The sequence below is a fragment of the Pseudoalteromonas sp. Scap03 genome (genome assembly GCF_013393115.1).
GTDB lineage: Bacteria > Pseudomonadota > Gammaproteobacteria > Enterobacterales > Alteromonadaceae > Pseudoalteromonas.
Window position 1 is genome coordinate 335,205 of record NZ_VDEU01000001.1, and the last position, 13,851, is coordinate 349,055.

The 13,851-nt window shown below is 39.7% G+C and carries 14 protein-coding genes; 11 read left to right on the forward strand and 3 right to left on the reverse strand.

Going from position 1 to position 13,851, the window contains the following annotated elements:
• Positions 1-119: 119 nt before the first annotated feature.
• From FHG08_RS01470 to yacG, 4 genes are all read left to right on the forward strand, one after another.
• Positions 120-1,031 carry an A24 family peptidase gene (locus FHG08_RS01470; protein ID WP_178956620.1) on the forward strand — a complete coding sequence of 304 codons (912 nt, stop codon included), beginning with the start codon at positions 120-122 and terminating at the stop codon, positions 1,029-1,031.
• 2 nt (positions 1,032-1,033) lie between these two features.
• Entirely contained in the window at positions 1,034-1,663 is a 630-nt protein-coding gene (coaE, locus tag FHG08_RS01475) for a dephospho-CoA kinase (RefSeq protein ID WP_178956621.1), read from the forward strand.
• Positions 1,664-1,798: 135 nt separating this feature from the next.
• On the forward strand, positions 1,799-3,475 hold the full coding sequence (gene pilB / locus FHG08_RS01480) for a type IV-A pilus assembly ATPase PilB (RefSeq protein WP_178956622.1): 1,677 nt from the start codon (positions 1,799-1,801) through the stop codon (positions 3,473-3,475).
• Positions 3,476-3,540: 65 nt separating this feature from the next.
• Positions 3,541-3,771 (forward strand): DNA gyrase inhibitor YacG, encoded by a 231-nt coding sequence (gene yacG / locus FHG08_RS01485; RefSeq protein WP_054202591.1) that lies wholly within the window; start codon positions 3,541-3,543, stop codon positions 3,769-3,771.
• 59 nt (positions 3,772-3,830) lie between these two features.
• On the opposite strand, the gene FHG08_RS01490 is transcribed toward yacG, so the two are convergent.
• Positions 3,831-4,319, reverse strand: coding sequence for a periplasmic heavy metal sensor (locus FHG08_RS01490; protein WP_138605552.1), 489 nt, complete (start codon positions 4,317-4,319; stop codon positions 3,831-3,833).
• A gap of 166 nt (positions 4,320-4,485) precedes the next feature.
• Between FHG08_RS01490 and FHG08_RS01495 the strand changes: the two genes are divergently transcribed.
• From FHG08_RS01495 to FHG08_RS01505, 3 genes are read left to right on the forward strand one after another with little or no spacing between them, the layout of a single operon-like run.
• A complete protein-coding gene (locus tag FHG08_RS01495) occupies positions 4,486-5,175 on the forward strand; it encodes a response regulator (RefSeq protein WP_178956623.1) in 690 nt (229 codons plus the stop codon).
• Positions 5,153-6,580 carry an ATP-binding protein gene (locus tag FHG08_RS01500; RefSeq protein ID WP_178956624.1) on the forward strand — a complete coding sequence of 476 codons (1,428 nt, stop codon included), beginning with the start codon at positions 5,153-5,155 and terminating at the stop codon, positions 6,578-6,580. Before FHG08_RS01495 ends, FHG08_RS01500 begins: the two co-directional genes overlap by 23 nt.
• Entirely contained in the window at positions 6,570-7,514 is a 945-nt protein-coding gene (locus tag FHG08_RS01505; protein ID WP_178956625.1) for an alpha/beta fold hydrolase, read from the forward strand. The genes FHG08_RS01500 and FHG08_RS01505 overlap by 11 nt, the downstream gene beginning before the upstream one ends.
• A 47-nt stretch (positions 7,515-7,561) precedes the next feature.
• Here the strand turns inward: FHG08_RS01505 and FHG08_RS01510 are convergent, their stop codons facing one another.
• Complete coding sequence (locus FHG08_RS01510) at positions 7,562-8,392, reverse strand: cation diffusion facilitator family transporter (RefSeq protein WP_178956870.1); 831 nt, start codon at positions 8,390-8,392, stop codon at positions 7,562-7,564.
• A 156-nt stretch (positions 8,393-8,548) separates the two neighbouring features.
• Between FHG08_RS01510 and trmL the strand changes: the two genes are divergently transcribed.
• From trmL to FHG08_RS01530, 4 genes are all read left to right on the forward strand, one after another.
• Positions 8,549-9,013 (forward strand): tRNA (uridine(34)/cytosine(34)/5-carboxymethylaminomethyluridine(34)-2'-O)-methyltransferase TrmL, encoded by a 465-nt coding sequence (trmL, locus tag FHG08_RS01515; RefSeq protein ID WP_178956626.1) that lies wholly within the window; start codon positions 8,549-8,551, stop codon positions 9,011-9,013.
• Positions 9,014-9,448: 435 nt separating this feature from the next.
• Positions 9,449-10,123 (forward strand): TorF family putative porin, encoded by a 675-nt coding sequence (locus tag FHG08_RS01520; RefSeq protein ID WP_178956627.1) that lies wholly within the window; start codon positions 9,449-9,451, stop codon positions 10,121-10,123.
• A 9-nt stretch (positions 10,124-10,132) separates the two neighbouring features.
• Positions 10,133-10,858 (forward strand): ABC transporter substrate-binding protein, encoded by a 726-nt coding sequence (locus FHG08_RS01525; protein WP_138609611.1) that lies wholly within the window; start codon positions 10,133-10,135, stop codon positions 10,856-10,858.
• A 9-nt stretch (positions 10,859-10,867) separates the two neighbouring features.
• Positions 10,868-12,355, forward strand: coding sequence for a methyl-accepting chemotaxis protein (locus tag FHG08_RS01530; protein ID WP_178956628.1), 1,488 nt, complete (start codon positions 10,868-10,870; stop codon positions 12,353-12,355).
• Between the two features lie 485 nt (positions 12,356-12,840).
• Here the strand turns inward: FHG08_RS01530 and gpsA are convergent, their stop codons facing one another.
• Positions 12,841-13,848, reverse strand: coding sequence for an NAD(P)H-dependent glycerol-3-phosphate dehydrogenase (gene gpsA, locus FHG08_RS01535; protein WP_138609615.1), 1,008 nt, complete (start codon positions 13,846-13,848; stop codon positions 12,841-12,843).
• Positions 13,849-13,851: the final 3 nt, after the last annotated feature.

Below are 13,851 nucleotides of genomic sequence, written 5' to 3' on the forward strand. Positions count from 1 at the left end.
AAAACCTTACACCTTGAACCTTGAACCTTGAACCTCGAACCTAACATCCTAAACCCTAACTTTGCACTTATATAAAACCACTGTATTATCAACACAGAATTTAGTTTTAGGTAAAATAAATGCAAAGTTTTTTTATTGATATCACCGCCACGATGCAAAACCATTTATGGTTTTACTTAACCACGATTGGCCTAGTGAGTTTATGTATTGGTAGCTTTTTAAATGTGGTGATTTATCGCTTGCCGCTAATGATGCAAAAAGAATGGCAAACTGAATGCCGCTTATTATTAGCCGATGAACTAACCAGCCCAAAGGCTAAACAGACCACTGAACAAACGACTAACACGTTTAACTTAGTTAAACCCAATTCATGTTGCCCAAAGTGCAAAGCGGCGATTAAACCGTGGCAAAATATCCCCATTATTAGTTGGTTATTTTTAAAAGGTAAATGCGCAACCTGTGATAACCCAATTTCAATTCGTTACCCAATCGTTGAAGCCATTACCGCTATTTTAAGCCTAGTTGTTGCTTACACTTTTGGCGCAACTGAGCAGGCTTTATTGTACATTGTAGTGACTTGGGCATTGGTAGCACTGACTTTTATTGATATTGATCACATGCTACTGCCAGATCAGCTTACTTTGCCGCTTTTATGGCTAGCATTAATCGCATCAGTTATGGGTTATACCATAGCCCCTAGCGATGCTATTATTGGTGCAGCATGTGGTTATTTAAGCTTGTGGAGTGTGTTTTGGCTGTTTAAGCTAATTACTGGCAAAGAAGGTATGGGTTATGGCGACTTTAAATTACTGGCTGTATTTGGCGCACTGCTAGGTTGGCAATCGTTATTGACCATTATTTTACTCTCAAGCGTGGTAGGCGCAGTAATAGGCATTGCCCTGCTGAGTATTCAAGGTAAAGACAAAGCAACGCCTATTCCTTTTGGTCCTTATTTAGCAATAGCCGGTTGGATAACTATGCTGTGGGGTACACAACTACAAAACAGCTATTTTAATTTTATTGGTTACTAACTATGAGTAATACACAACACCATAAAAATAACTGGGTGCTGGGCCTAACCGGTGGGATTGGCTGTGGTAAAACCGCAGTTAGCGATATGTTGGCAGAGCTAGGCATTACTATTGTTGATGCTGATATTGTAGCTCGCCAAGTGGTTGAACCTGGCTCAGAAGGACTTAATGCCATTGTTAAGCATTTTGGCTCTGACATACTCGATGAACATGGCGCATTAAACCGTAGCGAGCTAAGAGCACGTATTTTTAGTAACCCTGAGCAAAAAACATGGCTCAATGCGCTGTTGCATCCTTTAATACGCACTCAGCTTATTATTGATTTAAAAAACGCGCAAAGCGACTATGTGGTTTTAGTTGCCCCGCTATTATTTGAAAATGAGCTTGATCGCTACTGTAATCGTACTTTACTAATTGATGTACCAGTAGAAATACAAATTACCCGCACCACAAAACGTGACAATATTAGCTCTGAACAAGCAAAACAAATTATTGACGCACAGATGTCTCGTGAGCATAAACAACAAAAAGCGGATGATATTTTAAATAATAACCGCGATTTAAACGATGTAAAACAAGACTTACTTAGGCTACATAGTTATTATTTACAGCAAGCAAAGTCTACAATATAAAGTGACTGACCCAATCACAGCGCAATAAACTGATATTTTTTATCGGTAAATTATCTGCTGCATTGGTACGATTAATGTATTCCTTTCTTTTTTCTGATAAATTGCTGAGTAAAGAAGGATTAAATCAGGTGCGCAATGAATATTAACTCACCGTTACTAAGAAAATTTATTACCCTCGGCCGTGTCGATACCGATACCGTAAAAGCCAGGCAGCAAGACTTTGCGTCAACCGCAGAACTTATTTCTAAATGCGGAAAAATAGATAGCAACGATTTAGCTGAGCAATGTATTGATTTGTTTAGAGTGCCTTTTTTTGATTTAAAAGATTTTAATGTTGCACAAATTCCTGCCGAGCTAGTTAAAGAAAAGCTGATCCGTAAGCATCATATTTTACCTTTGGTACAAAAAGGCAGAAAAGTATATATTGCCGCTTCAGATCCTACCGATTACGGCGCTTTTGAAAACTTTGAATTTAGCACCGGTTTATCGTGTGAAGTGGTGGTAGTTGACTACATTCAACTCGATAATAAAATTGAGCAACTACTGGATGCTGCAGGTAGCTTAAATTTAAGTGAGGATGAATTTAAAGAGTTTGCTGAACTAGATTCTGAGCCACAAAAAGACCATACGCCAAAAGACGATGACAAAGACGACGCCCCTATTATTGTCTACATTAATAAAATTTTAATGGACGCAATAAAAAAAGGCGCTTCGGATCTTCACTTTGAACCTTATGAACATAAATACCGTATTCGCTTTCGTATCGACGGAATTTTACATGAGGTAGCCAGCCCGCCAAACACCTTGGCCAGTAAGCTATCTGCCCGTATAAAAGTTATGTCGCGCCTTGATATCGCTGAAAAACGTAAGCCACAAGATGGCCGTATAAAACTCAAAGTGACAGAACGTAAAAGTATTGATTTTCGTGTTAGTACCATGCCTACCTTATGGGGCGAAAAAATTGTAATGCGTATCCTCGATTCATCAAGTGCCATGTTAGGTATTGATGTATTAGGTTATGAACCTGAGCAGAAAAAACTCTACCTCGATGCATTAGAGCAACCACAAGGGATGATTTTAGTTACCGGTCCAACTGGCTCAGGTAAAACCGTCTCCCTGTATACGGGTTTAAATATACTCAATCAGCCAGAGCGTAACATCAGTACCGCCGAAGATCCGGTAGAAATTAACCTCGAAGGGGTTAATCAGGTACAAATAAACATTAAAGCCGACATGACCTTTGCTAATGCTTTACGAGCGTTCTTACGCCAAGATCCCGATGTAGTAATGGTAGGTGAGATACGAGATTTAGAAACCGCTGAAATATCAATTAAAGCGGCACAAACCGGTCACTTAGTACTATCAACGCTACATACTAACTCTGCACCTGAAACCATAACTCGTTTATTAAACATGGGCGTACCCGCGTATAATGTGGCCAGTTCAATTAGCTTAATAATCGCTCAGCGATTAGCGCGCCGATTATGCTCTAAATGTAAAACACCAGAGCAGTTACCCCGTGAAGAGCTTATTCGCCAAGGCTTTAGTGAACAACAAATACAGGATATGGTTTTGTATGCCCCTAAAGGCTGTGAAAGCTGTACTGAGGGCTATAAAGGCCGTGTTGGTATTTACGAGGTTATGAAAATCACCCCCGAAATAGCGCAAATTATAATGCGTGGTGGTAACTCATTAGAAATTGCTGAGGTATCACTTAAAGCAGGGTATAACAATTTGCGTTTATCAGGTATTCGTAAAGCAGCAGAGGGTGTGACCTCGCTGGCTGAGATAAACCGCGTTACTAGTTTTTAAATAAAATGCTTAGTTGCTTAACGATAAATTGAGCAGCCAAGCCTATATTAATTTGAGAGTAAATTATGCCAACTATGGTTAACTGCCCAACCTGCAAAGTAAAAGTAGAATGGTCAGCACAAAGTCCGCACCGCCCTTTTTGTTCAAAGCGTTGCCAACTTATTGACTTAGGTGAGTGGTCGTTTGAAAATAATAAAATTTCAGCACCCATCACCTCTGCAGATGAATTCAATCAAGACATGATTGAAGACATTGAAGCAATGATGGCAAAAAATGAAGATGACTTTTTTAAATAATCACTCGTGTAATATAAAAAAGCCAGCATTTAGCTGGCTTTTTGCTTTGTGTTAAAACGCTATGCTTTATGCTTGCGGTGCTTTTTGGTCATTCGCTGCTGAATTTTAGCTAACTTCTCTTTTTGCTCAGCGTTAAGTAGTTGCATTACTTGATGCTGGGTTTTTAATTTAATTAACCCCAATTGCTGTTTCTTATCTTGGCGTGCAGTTAATAACTCTTTCGCTGCATTTTCGTCAAAATTTGGCGCTGACAATAACGCATCCATTTGTTCTTTATAGGCTTGGCGCTGTGCCTGGCGCGCGTCTTTGTCTTGGCTTCTTAGCGCTTTAATTTGCGTTTTTTGCGCTGTAAAAATCGCTTTTAGTTGTGTTTGTTGCTCTTGCGTAAGTGCCAGCTTATCTGCTGCTCGCTCAGAGAGTAAAAAGCGCGCCTGAGAGTGACCTTGTTTATAGCCATCGCCTTTTGCAAATACGCTGCCCGTAGTGAGCGTTGCCGCTGTTAAACCGCAAATGAGTACTAATTTTGATAACGTGTTTACTTTAGTCATAATCATCACCTTAATATTGGATTGGTTGTTGGCTGCTAACCAGTATGTTCACTATAACTGGTTCAATGAAAAGTAACGCAAAGCAGTGTAAAGGTTATGTAAAGACTAACTATTGATACATTAAACGCGTAAAATAAAACCATTAACAGCTCGTAAGGCTTTATATATGAAACTATTAATGATTGATGATGACACCGGTTTATGCGAATTATTAAGCGAATACCTAAGTGCACAAGGCTTTAGCATTCAAACCGCACATGATGGTCAACAAGGCTTAGAGCTTGCCTTGCAAAACGATTACGCGCTTATATTACTAGACGTCATGTTGCCCTCTATAGATGGCTTTGAAGTACTGAAACAACTCAGGCAAAGTAAATTAACACCGGTGATTATGCTGACCGCTAAAGGAGAAGACTTTGACCGTATTTTTGGTTTAGAACTCGGCGCTGACGACTACATACCAAAGCCTTTTAATCACAGAGAACTACTAGCCCGCGTAAAAGCAATTACTCGCCGCATTGAACATATTAATAGTGTAAGTAATAACACTAATAAAAAGCTCTCTTTAAATGGTATTACTATTAATTTTGCTGCGCGAGAGGCCAGTATTAATAACATCCCCCTCACATTAACGGGCACCGAATACGAAATACTCGCTTTATTGATAAAACACGCGCCTGATGTAATTAGCAAAGAGCAAATAAGCGAAGATGTATTAGGCAGACGCTTAGCATCTTTTGACCGCTCTATAGATATGCATGTGAGTAATATTCGTAAAAAAATAGCCGAGCATATTGAGGGCGATAAAATTAAAACAATGAGGGGAACGGGTTATGTCTTCATCCAAGGAGAATAAAGCTCTGCGCTTTAGTTGGCTACGCCACCCACGACATTATCTGTTTTTTAAAGTGTTTACGTGGTTTTGGCTGACCATTATTGGCACTTTTACAGCGCTCTTTTTCTTGAGTAATATTTCACTAATAAACGCCATTAGCCATGATCCACTACAAGGGCCGATGCAAAAAAATCTAGAATATTTGGCACGAGGTATAGAGCGTAGCGCACATAAACACAAGCGCTCTATTAATGACATTATTACTCATCCGCGTTTAACGAAACGTAAGTTGCTTTATTTAAATTCACAAAATAGCGATGAAGTGTTGATCAGTAAAAATGTTGAGAACAATATTGATTTAAGCTTACTTAACTTTAGTAAGGGCATGCCACCACAGGTTATTTTTACTGAATATTACCAAGCTTTTGGCCCTGTGCGCATTCGGGTTCCTGAAGGGGAATTTGAGTTATATGAAATCGATATCAATCAGCAGCGACCGCTCTTTATTCGCTTAAGATTATTACCCGTTTGGTTAAAAATTACCATGGCAATTATTGCCTCGCTTACGCTTAGCTTTTTATTTAGCCGTAACTTAATTGCCCCTATAAATAGCTTAAAACAAGCCGCTATCAGGCTCTCAAACGGCGATTTAAGTGCGCGTGCAACAATAAATAGTCAGCGAAAAGATGAACTTGGAGTTTTAGGGCGCGACTTTAACCGGATGGCCGATCAACTAGAGCAACTGCTTAGCGCTCAAAAACGTTTATTAGCCGATATATCCCATGAATTACGCTCCCCGCTAACCCGTTTAAAAATGGCTACAGGACTTGCACAAATGCAGGCAAGTGAGGAAAATCAATCTTATTTGTTGCGTATTGAAAAAGAAGCTAACCAACTGGATAAAATGATAGCCGATGTATTGCAGATATCGCGCTTAGAAGCCAATAGCCAACCTTTATCGCTGCAAACACAGTCGCTGCAAGTGATTGTTGACCATGTAATAAACGATGCTCAGTTTGAAGCAAAACAGCACAATAAAACCTTAATTGTACATGGTAATGTTGAAGTAAATATAGAGTGCGACGAAATGTTGATTGCCAGTGCCTTAGAGAACATTCTGCGCAACGCCATTAAATATGCACAACATACTATTAGTATTAGCTTAAAACACAGTGATACCATATACATACAAATATGTGATGACGGCCCAGGCGTACCTAAAGCGCAACTCGATAAGTTGTGTGAACCGTTTTTTAGGCAATCAGATGCCCGCGACCGACACAGTGGAGGGACAGGGTTAGGGTTAGCCATTGCAAAAAATGCGGTAATAGCGCATGGCGGAAATTTAGTTTTATCAAACAAAGGCGCTGGCGGATTATGCGTTGAAGTAAGCTTACCAATACAAAAGAGAGACCATGTTTTATAGCACTGAAAGCGAGCTTGAAAATAACCTGTCTGCAATTACTGAGTTTTATACTAATACGCTTAAAAAAGCGTATTTAAACACAGCAGCTGGGGAATTATTTTATGCTTATGCCAAACCTAAAAATGCTCATACAGCCATTGTTATTAGTTCAGGGCGTATTGAAGGACTCGATAAATACAAAGAGCTACTTTGGGAGCTTTATTGTAATAATTTTGCTGTGTTTATTGTTGATCACCAAGGCCAAGGTCGCTCTTATCGGTTATTAAAAAACCCCCACAAAGGTTACGTAAAACAATTTGAAGATTACAGTCACGATCTTAACCAGTTTAATGAAAAAGTGGTGCAGCAGCACTGGCAAGGTAAAAAACTACTACTTAGCCATTCAATGGGCGGCGCCATTGCGTTTGATTACTTAGCACGCTATTCACATGATTTTAGTGGAGCGTTTTTATCGGCGCCCATGTTTGATATTTATACCAAAGGAATACCCAAACCAATTGCACAGTTTATCGCTGCGAGTGCGTCATTATTAGGTTTCTCAGGATGTTATGCACTAGGGCAAAGCGATTATTCAGCTGAAGAGTTTGCGCTTAATACTTTAACCAGTAGTCAAATACGTTACGAGCAATTTAGGGCAACTTATCAGCAAACCCCACTATTACAATTAGGTGGTGTGACTTATGGTTGGCTGCATACCGTTTTTTCGTTCATTAAAGCACTCGATAAGCTATCTATAACCACCCCACTATTTATAGCCAGCGCAGAAAATGACGAAGTGGTTGATAATCAAGCCCAACATAAGCTCGCAAGTAGGCATAAAAATACCCTAATCAAGCAGTTTAAAGGAGCTAAGCACGAGCTGTTTTTTGAACGTGATGATATCCGCCAATCACTGCTAACTAGCCTGTATAAATTTTGCGAGTCTGTAAATTAACCTCAATTATAGATAATAAATCTATCTCAAGCAGAGTTCAGATTAGGTTAACGACTAAGCGAGAGCGGATCTAGATGAATCAATATATCCACTTGTGATTCAAACTGCTGAGTGATCATGGCTTCCACTTCGTCTGCTACTTTATGGGCACGAATAAGTGGTAAATTGTCATCAAGCTCTAAATGCAGCTGAATAAATTTAACTTTACCACCTTGTCGAGTACGAATACCGTGCACCCCATAAACGTCATTATGATTACGGGCTATTTCAAAAATACTTTGCTTTTCTTCATCGGGTAGCTCTTTATCCATTAAGTGTGAGGCACTCTCGGTTGCTATATCCCAGCTGTTATAAAGTAAATATCCTGCCACACCTATGGCAAATAACGGATCAGCATACAGCACCCCATAATAAGCAAGTAAAATAGCAAGTAGCACCGCTGCATTTAAAATTAAATCGCCTTTGTAGTGCACAGAATCTGCTTTTATAGCGATTGATTCTGTATACTTTACGACTTTATTTTGCACATACACAATCACTAATGTACACACTATGGCAAAAATACTCACCCATACACCTAATAATGAATGCGTCAGCTCTACGGGGTTAATGAGACGCTCAATACCATGAAACGCCAATAAACAACCCGAGCCTGCAATAAAAGCGGCCTGCCCTAACCCTGCAAGCGCCTCTGCTTTACCGTGGCCAAATCGGTGGTCGTCATCCGCAGGACGCAGCGCGTACGATAAAACCAAAAAGCTCATTAACGTTGCTGTGATATCCATTAATGAGTCGGTTAATGAGCCAAGCATTGACGCAGAACCCGACGCTAGCCACGCCCATGCCTTGGTCGCAATCATTAGGCTGACCATAACCATGGTCACTATGCTAGAGGCTTTAACCCAAAATTCATAACTGCGATTATGCACGTATCTTTCCGCTGTAAGCTGTATTTAATGTTTTCAGTATATCATTTTTTATTCATTGTTCGTGTATACTGAGCTCGTCAAATTAAAGATTTTATAGGGCTTATTGTGCTGGATATTGTTTTATACCAACCTGAAATTCCGCCTAACACCGGGAATATCATTCGTTTATGTGCCAATACAGGCTTTGCACTTCATTTAATTGAACCATTGGGGTTTGAGTGGGATGACAAACGTGTAAAACGCGCTGGCCTTGATTATCACGAATTTAGCCATGTGCAACGCCATGCTTCATTTGAAGCTTACTTAGAAAAGTGCCAGCCTAAAAAAGTGTATGCGTGCACTACTAAAGGTAGTCAATTTCATCACCAAGCACAGTATGAAGCGGGTGACTGTTTGGTATTTGGTCCTGAGACTCGAGGTTTGCCTGATGAAATGATCCAAGCATTACCCAATGAGCAACGTGTTCGTATTCCTATGCAAGCCGATAGTCGCAGTATGAACCTATCTAATGCAGTAGCTGTGTTTGTGTATGAATCTTGGCGCCAACTTGGTTTTCCTAACGCCCAATAAATTAAACTGGCGTTTAAATTTAGTAACTTTAAGCGCCACTAAGTATTAGGATCTGTTGACCTTTCAAAGTTGAATTTGCAGCAGTTTGTTTGGTATTTAGGCAAGGCAGAGCCTAGGTGGTGTGGTATTCCCCACAAATAGGCGATAACGCAGCATCAATAACAAACAGGCGCTGCCCAAAGGGTTCTGCCTAGGGACGATTTACTCTTTTTTGCTCGGTTTTTACTCATTCTTACATGGATGTAAGCCAGTAGAATAACGCAGGAGCAGTTATCAAGCCCACTAGGTTACAAACCTCGCGCCGCGATTAAACCGCTCCTAGTTTGAACAAATTTTAATCCACAAAGGTCAACAGACCCTTATCACTGACTATTTTTCAAAATCTATAAACTTGTACTAAGCTAATAATAATATTCCTTTTTAAAACGTTAAATTATGAAAAAATTATTACTTAGCTCATTCCTACTTTGCTCAACTTCATCACTTGCGGCAACTTCGGCAACAGTAACTGTTGTTTCTGATTATTTATTCAATGGTGTTAGCCAAACTCAAGAGGACCCCGCCCTACAGGCTAGTTTTGACTGGGCTGGAGACACTGGTTTTTATGCTGGTGTTTGGGGTTCAAATGTCGACTTTGGAGAAGGTACAGACATAGAAGCAGACGGTTATTTAGGTTATTTTACTAGACTAAACGATTCTATAAACCTTGACGTAGGCATAGCTCAATACACCTACCATGGCGAGGACTTTAGCTCAGACTATAACTATGCTGAAGCGTACGCTAAGTTCAATTATGGTAATACTAATCTAAACTTCTGGCATGCATGGGATTACTTTGGTACGGGTGCTGGCCACAGCATTGTAATGATCACGCACAACTTTCCCATTAATGATGCTTTTTCGATTGATATAGGTGCCGACTACTCACTCAGCCATGATGACGACAAATGGCAGTGGGAAGCTGATGATGATAACTATATTCATTGGCGTGTTGGTGCTAATTACACTATCAACGACTGGAACTTATCGGCCAGCTATGAAGACACAGACTTAGACACCTATGGTGACTCGACTATACTTCTTTCAGTATCAAGAACATTTAACTTTTAAGGTTACGCTATGAAAACATTATTACTATTAATATTATTAGGTTTTTCAAACTTAGTCTGTGCCGATACCGTTTACTTAACGTCATTAGCTTGGCCGCCTTATGCTGATAAATCACTCGATCAACAAGGTGCATCTGTTGCTGTAGCAAAAGCCGCATTTAAAGCTGAAGGGCACGAGCTTGTTGTAGACTTTTTCCCATGGTCTCGCGCAGTTAATTCTGCAGCTCAAGCAAATTCAAAGTATGTTGGTTATTTTCCTGAGTATATGCATGACACGTCTGATTTTGTATTTTCAAATCCAACAGGTACAGGTCCACTTGGGTTAGTACAAAACAATGTAAAACCTATCACTTTCTCTACTACCAGTGATTTAGCTGGTAAGCGTATAGGTGTGGTGCAAGATTATGTAAATACTAAAGAGCTTGACGATATGATTGCCGCGGGTTCGATAAAGGGTGATGCAGTCCCCTCCGATGTACTAAATATCAAAAAAGTTGCAGCTGGTAGAATTGATGCAGCAGTTATTGATGCCAATGTGCTTAATTATTTACTAAGTACTGATAAATCACTGGCAAGCATGAAAAGTAAAGTATCAATGAATGAAACATTACTTGAAGATAAAAGCCTTTATATTGCATTTAGAAACGATGCCGAAGGAAAAAAATGGCAACAAATCTACAACTCAGGGTTAGAGAAGATAGATGTTAATGCAATAATGTCAAACTACTTAAAGTAAGGACATCCTTTGACCCGTTCAATTTTATTTAGGCTTGTAGTTACCACGTTGAGCGCTATGATATTGGTGCTGTTGTGCTTTGGAATTTATGATTATACCACCCAAAGTAAGCAACTAAAGCAAAAACTTGATACTGAGATTAGCCTAGCTAAGGAACGTATTGGTTTATCGTTACCCAATGCAATGTGGAACTTTCAAGACGAGCTCGCAAATAAGTTAATAAAAGCTGAAGTAGCTTCTGATAATATTTCTAAAATAACAATTTATGATACTAATGAGCAAGTTTTTGCAGAAACAGACGGTGTAAAAACACAGTCTGTTATACAAAGTGAACTTATTTATGATGATTCAGGTACTCCTAATAAAGTCGGCTCAGTGAGTCTTTACGTTGAATACAGTCATATTGATAAAGTATTAACTGAATTGGCGATATTTTTAGTCATTGAGATGCTGTTGCTTGCCAGTATTTTGGGAGCTGTTTTAGTTTATATTTTTAAAAAACTAGTTGCGCAGCCTCTATCTGAGGTAGCAGAAAAAATGGCAATGATAGCCAGTGGTGATGGCGACCTAACACAAGAAATCGTTGTTAGACGCGATGACGAAATAGGTCAACTGGCAGCCTCTTTTAATAAGTTTGAGCATAAAATTGCAGCGCTTATAAATGGTTTTAAATTGTCGGTAGATGATTCGCTTAGTGTTGCAGGTAATATCTCATCACTAAGCGCAGAAGGCGTGCACTATTTATCCACACAACAGGTAGAAACAGACCAAATAGCGACAGCCATTACACAAATGGCTTCCTCTGCAACCGAAATAGAAAATAACGCAAAGCATACTTTGAACTCTGCAGAAACTGCAAATATTGATGCACAAAAAGTTCATGAAGCTTTTTTAAACTCTATTAACTCTATTGAAAGTTTAGTCGGTCAACTTGATGAATCATCTAGAGTAATAGGTACTTTAGAAGAATCTGTTCAGGATATTGTATCAGTACTTGACGTTATTCAGGCTATCGCAGAACAAACAAACCTACTGGCATTAAACGCCGCTATTGAAGCAGCTCGAGCAGGTGAGCAAGGGCGAGGGTTTGCCGTAGTTGCTGATGAAGTACGTTCTTTGGCAAGTAGAACACAAAAAAGCACAGCGGAGATCCATACTACCATTGAAAATTTGCAAAAAGGCTCTCAATCTGCAGTAAATGTCATGCAACTTAGTAAAAATATGAGTCAAGACAGTATGAGTGCCGCAACTGCAGCGAGCGAGCTGATTGCAAATATTTCTGACGCAATTGGATCAATTACCCAAATGTCGAGCCATATTTCAAGTGCAGTTACCGAGCAAAGCACCGTTGCTGAGGACTTAAGTAAAAATATTAATGAAGTGGTATCGGCTGGACAAAGTAGTATGGCTAAAATTGAACAAGTTCAAACTTACTCTCGGGATATGCAAGAGCTAGCGGCACAATTAAAAGATTCTGCCAGTGTTTTTAAAACGTAACCTAAAACTGAGACAAGTAGACTGTTGAAAGTTGTATTTATTCAAGATCTAGTGACATTTAAAGGTTAAGTTTACAGCTGCATGTTTGATCTGGAGGTAAGATTGAGTCTATGTAGTGTGGTTGGCCATAAATAGGCGCAGCAGTTATTGATGCTAATGCATTAAAGTACTTACTGAGCACAGATAAATCCCTTACCAGCATTGCAAGTAAAGTTGCGATGAACGCAAATTTACTTGAAGAGAAAAAACTATATATTGCGTTTAGAAACGATGCAGAAGGACAAAAATGGCAACAAATTTATAATAAAGGTTTAGCCAAAATAAACGTCAATCAAATAATGACAAACTACTCTAATTAAGCGTATATGTCGTAATAGCTTTATTAAAGCAACCTTAAGATTAGCACATTTGCCAATACCTTAAGGTTGCTCACTATGAATAACACTTAAGGTAGGCAATAATTGATTTTAATAAATTTGGTGTTATTACTCAGAAGTTTGTTCTCTACCAAGTAATGCCATAGCAGCTGCTTTCATGCCTTTATTCTCATAAAGCACTTTGTATATTTGCTCAGTGATTGGCATTTCAACGCCCGCACGCTGCGCAAGTAAATACACTTCTTTGGTATTTCTGAAGCCTTCAACTACTTGGCCGATTGATGCAATCGCATCATCAACACTTTCACCTTGACCTAAGGCTAAACCAAAACGGCGGTTGCGCGACTGATTATCGGTACAGGTTAGAATTAAATCGCCTAAACCAGCCATCCCCATAAAGGTCTCTGGTTTCGCACCTAGGGCACAACCCAAACGCGATAACTCTGCTAAACCACGAGTAATAAGCGCGGTACGTGCATTTGCACCAAAGCCGACACCATCAGAAATCCCTGCACCAATAGCAATCACGTTTTTAACCGCACCACCAAGCTGTATGCCAATAAAGTCGTCATTGTTGTACACTCTAAACGATCGACCGCAATGTAATAAATCGGCAATTTGTTTCGCAAATGCTGATGACGTTGATGACACCGAAATGGCAGTTGGTGAACCCTTCGCCATTTCTTTAGCAAAAGTTGGCCCCGAAAGCACCGCTAATGGCACTTCTTCACCGAGTTCTTGCACTGCCACTTCTTGCAATAAACGCCCAGTATCAGGCTCAAGTCCTTTAGTAGCCCACGCTATTTTTGCATCAGAGCGCAAAGCCGGTTTAATTTGCTTTAACGTGTCAGCAAACGCATGACTCGGCACAACAACTAAAACAATATCGCTAGCTGCTGTTGCATGCTGTAAATCAGCTTCAAGAGTTAAGGTGTCAGGAAAAGGAATATCAGGTAAGTAACGTTGATTTTTTCGCTCAGCTGCAAGCGTCGCAACGTCTTGACTATTGCGTCCCCATAAAGTCACTTTGTGACCATTTCGGGCTAAACAAATAGCAAGGGCGGTGCCATATGACCCCGCCCCTAAAACAGTAACAGCTGATGTTGCTGTATTCATAAA

What these genes read in the sequence shown, in the direction of transcription:
- FHG08_RS01470 (WP_178956620.1), top strand. Translation starts at nt 120, where the DNA reads ATGCAAAGTTTTTTTATTGATATCACCGCCACGATGCAAAACCATTTA.
- coaE (WP_178956621.1), top strand. Translation starts at nt 1,034, where the DNA reads ATGAGTAATACACAACACCATAAAAATAACTGGGTGCTGGGCCTAACC.
- pilB (WP_178956622.1), top strand. Translation starts at nt 1,799, where the DNA reads ATGAATATTAACTCACCGTTACTAAGAAAATTTATTACCCTCGGCCGT.
- yacG (WP_054202591.1), top strand. Translation starts at nt 3,541, where the DNA reads ATGCCAACTATGGTTAACTGCCCAACCTGCAAAGTAAAAGTAGAATGG.
- FHG08_RS01490 (WP_138605552.1), bottom strand. Translation starts at nt 4,319, where the DNA reads ATGACTAAAGTAAACACGTTATCAAAATTAGTACTCATTTGCGGTTTA.
- FHG08_RS01495 (WP_178956623.1), top strand. Translation starts at nt 4,486, where the DNA reads ATGAAACTATTAATGATTGATGATGACACCGGTTTATGCGAATTATTA.
- FHG08_RS01500 (WP_178956624.1), top strand. Translation starts at nt 5,153, where the DNA reads ATGTCTTCATCCAAGGAGAATAAAGCTCTGCGCTTTAGTTGGCTACGC.
- FHG08_RS01505 (WP_178956625.1), top strand. Translation starts at nt 6,570, where the DNA reads ATGTTTTATAGCACTGAAAGCGAGCTTGAAAATAACCTGTCTGCAATT.
- FHG08_RS01510 (WP_178956870.1), bottom strand. Translation starts at nt 8,392, where the DNA reads ATGGTTATGGTCAGCCTAATGATTGCGACCAAGGCATGGGCGTGGCTA.
- FHG08_RS01520 (WP_178956627.1), top strand. Translation starts at nt 9,449, where the DNA reads ATGAAAAAATTATTACTTAGCTCATTCCTACTTTGCTCAACTTCATCA.
- FHG08_RS01525 (WP_138609611.1), top strand. Translation starts at nt 10,133, where the DNA reads ATGAAAACATTATTACTATTAATATTATTAGGTTTTTCAAACTTAGTC.
- gpsA (WP_138609615.1), bottom strand. Translation starts at nt 13,848, where the DNA reads ATGAATACAGCAACATCAGCTGTTACTGTTTTAGGGGCGGGGTCATAT.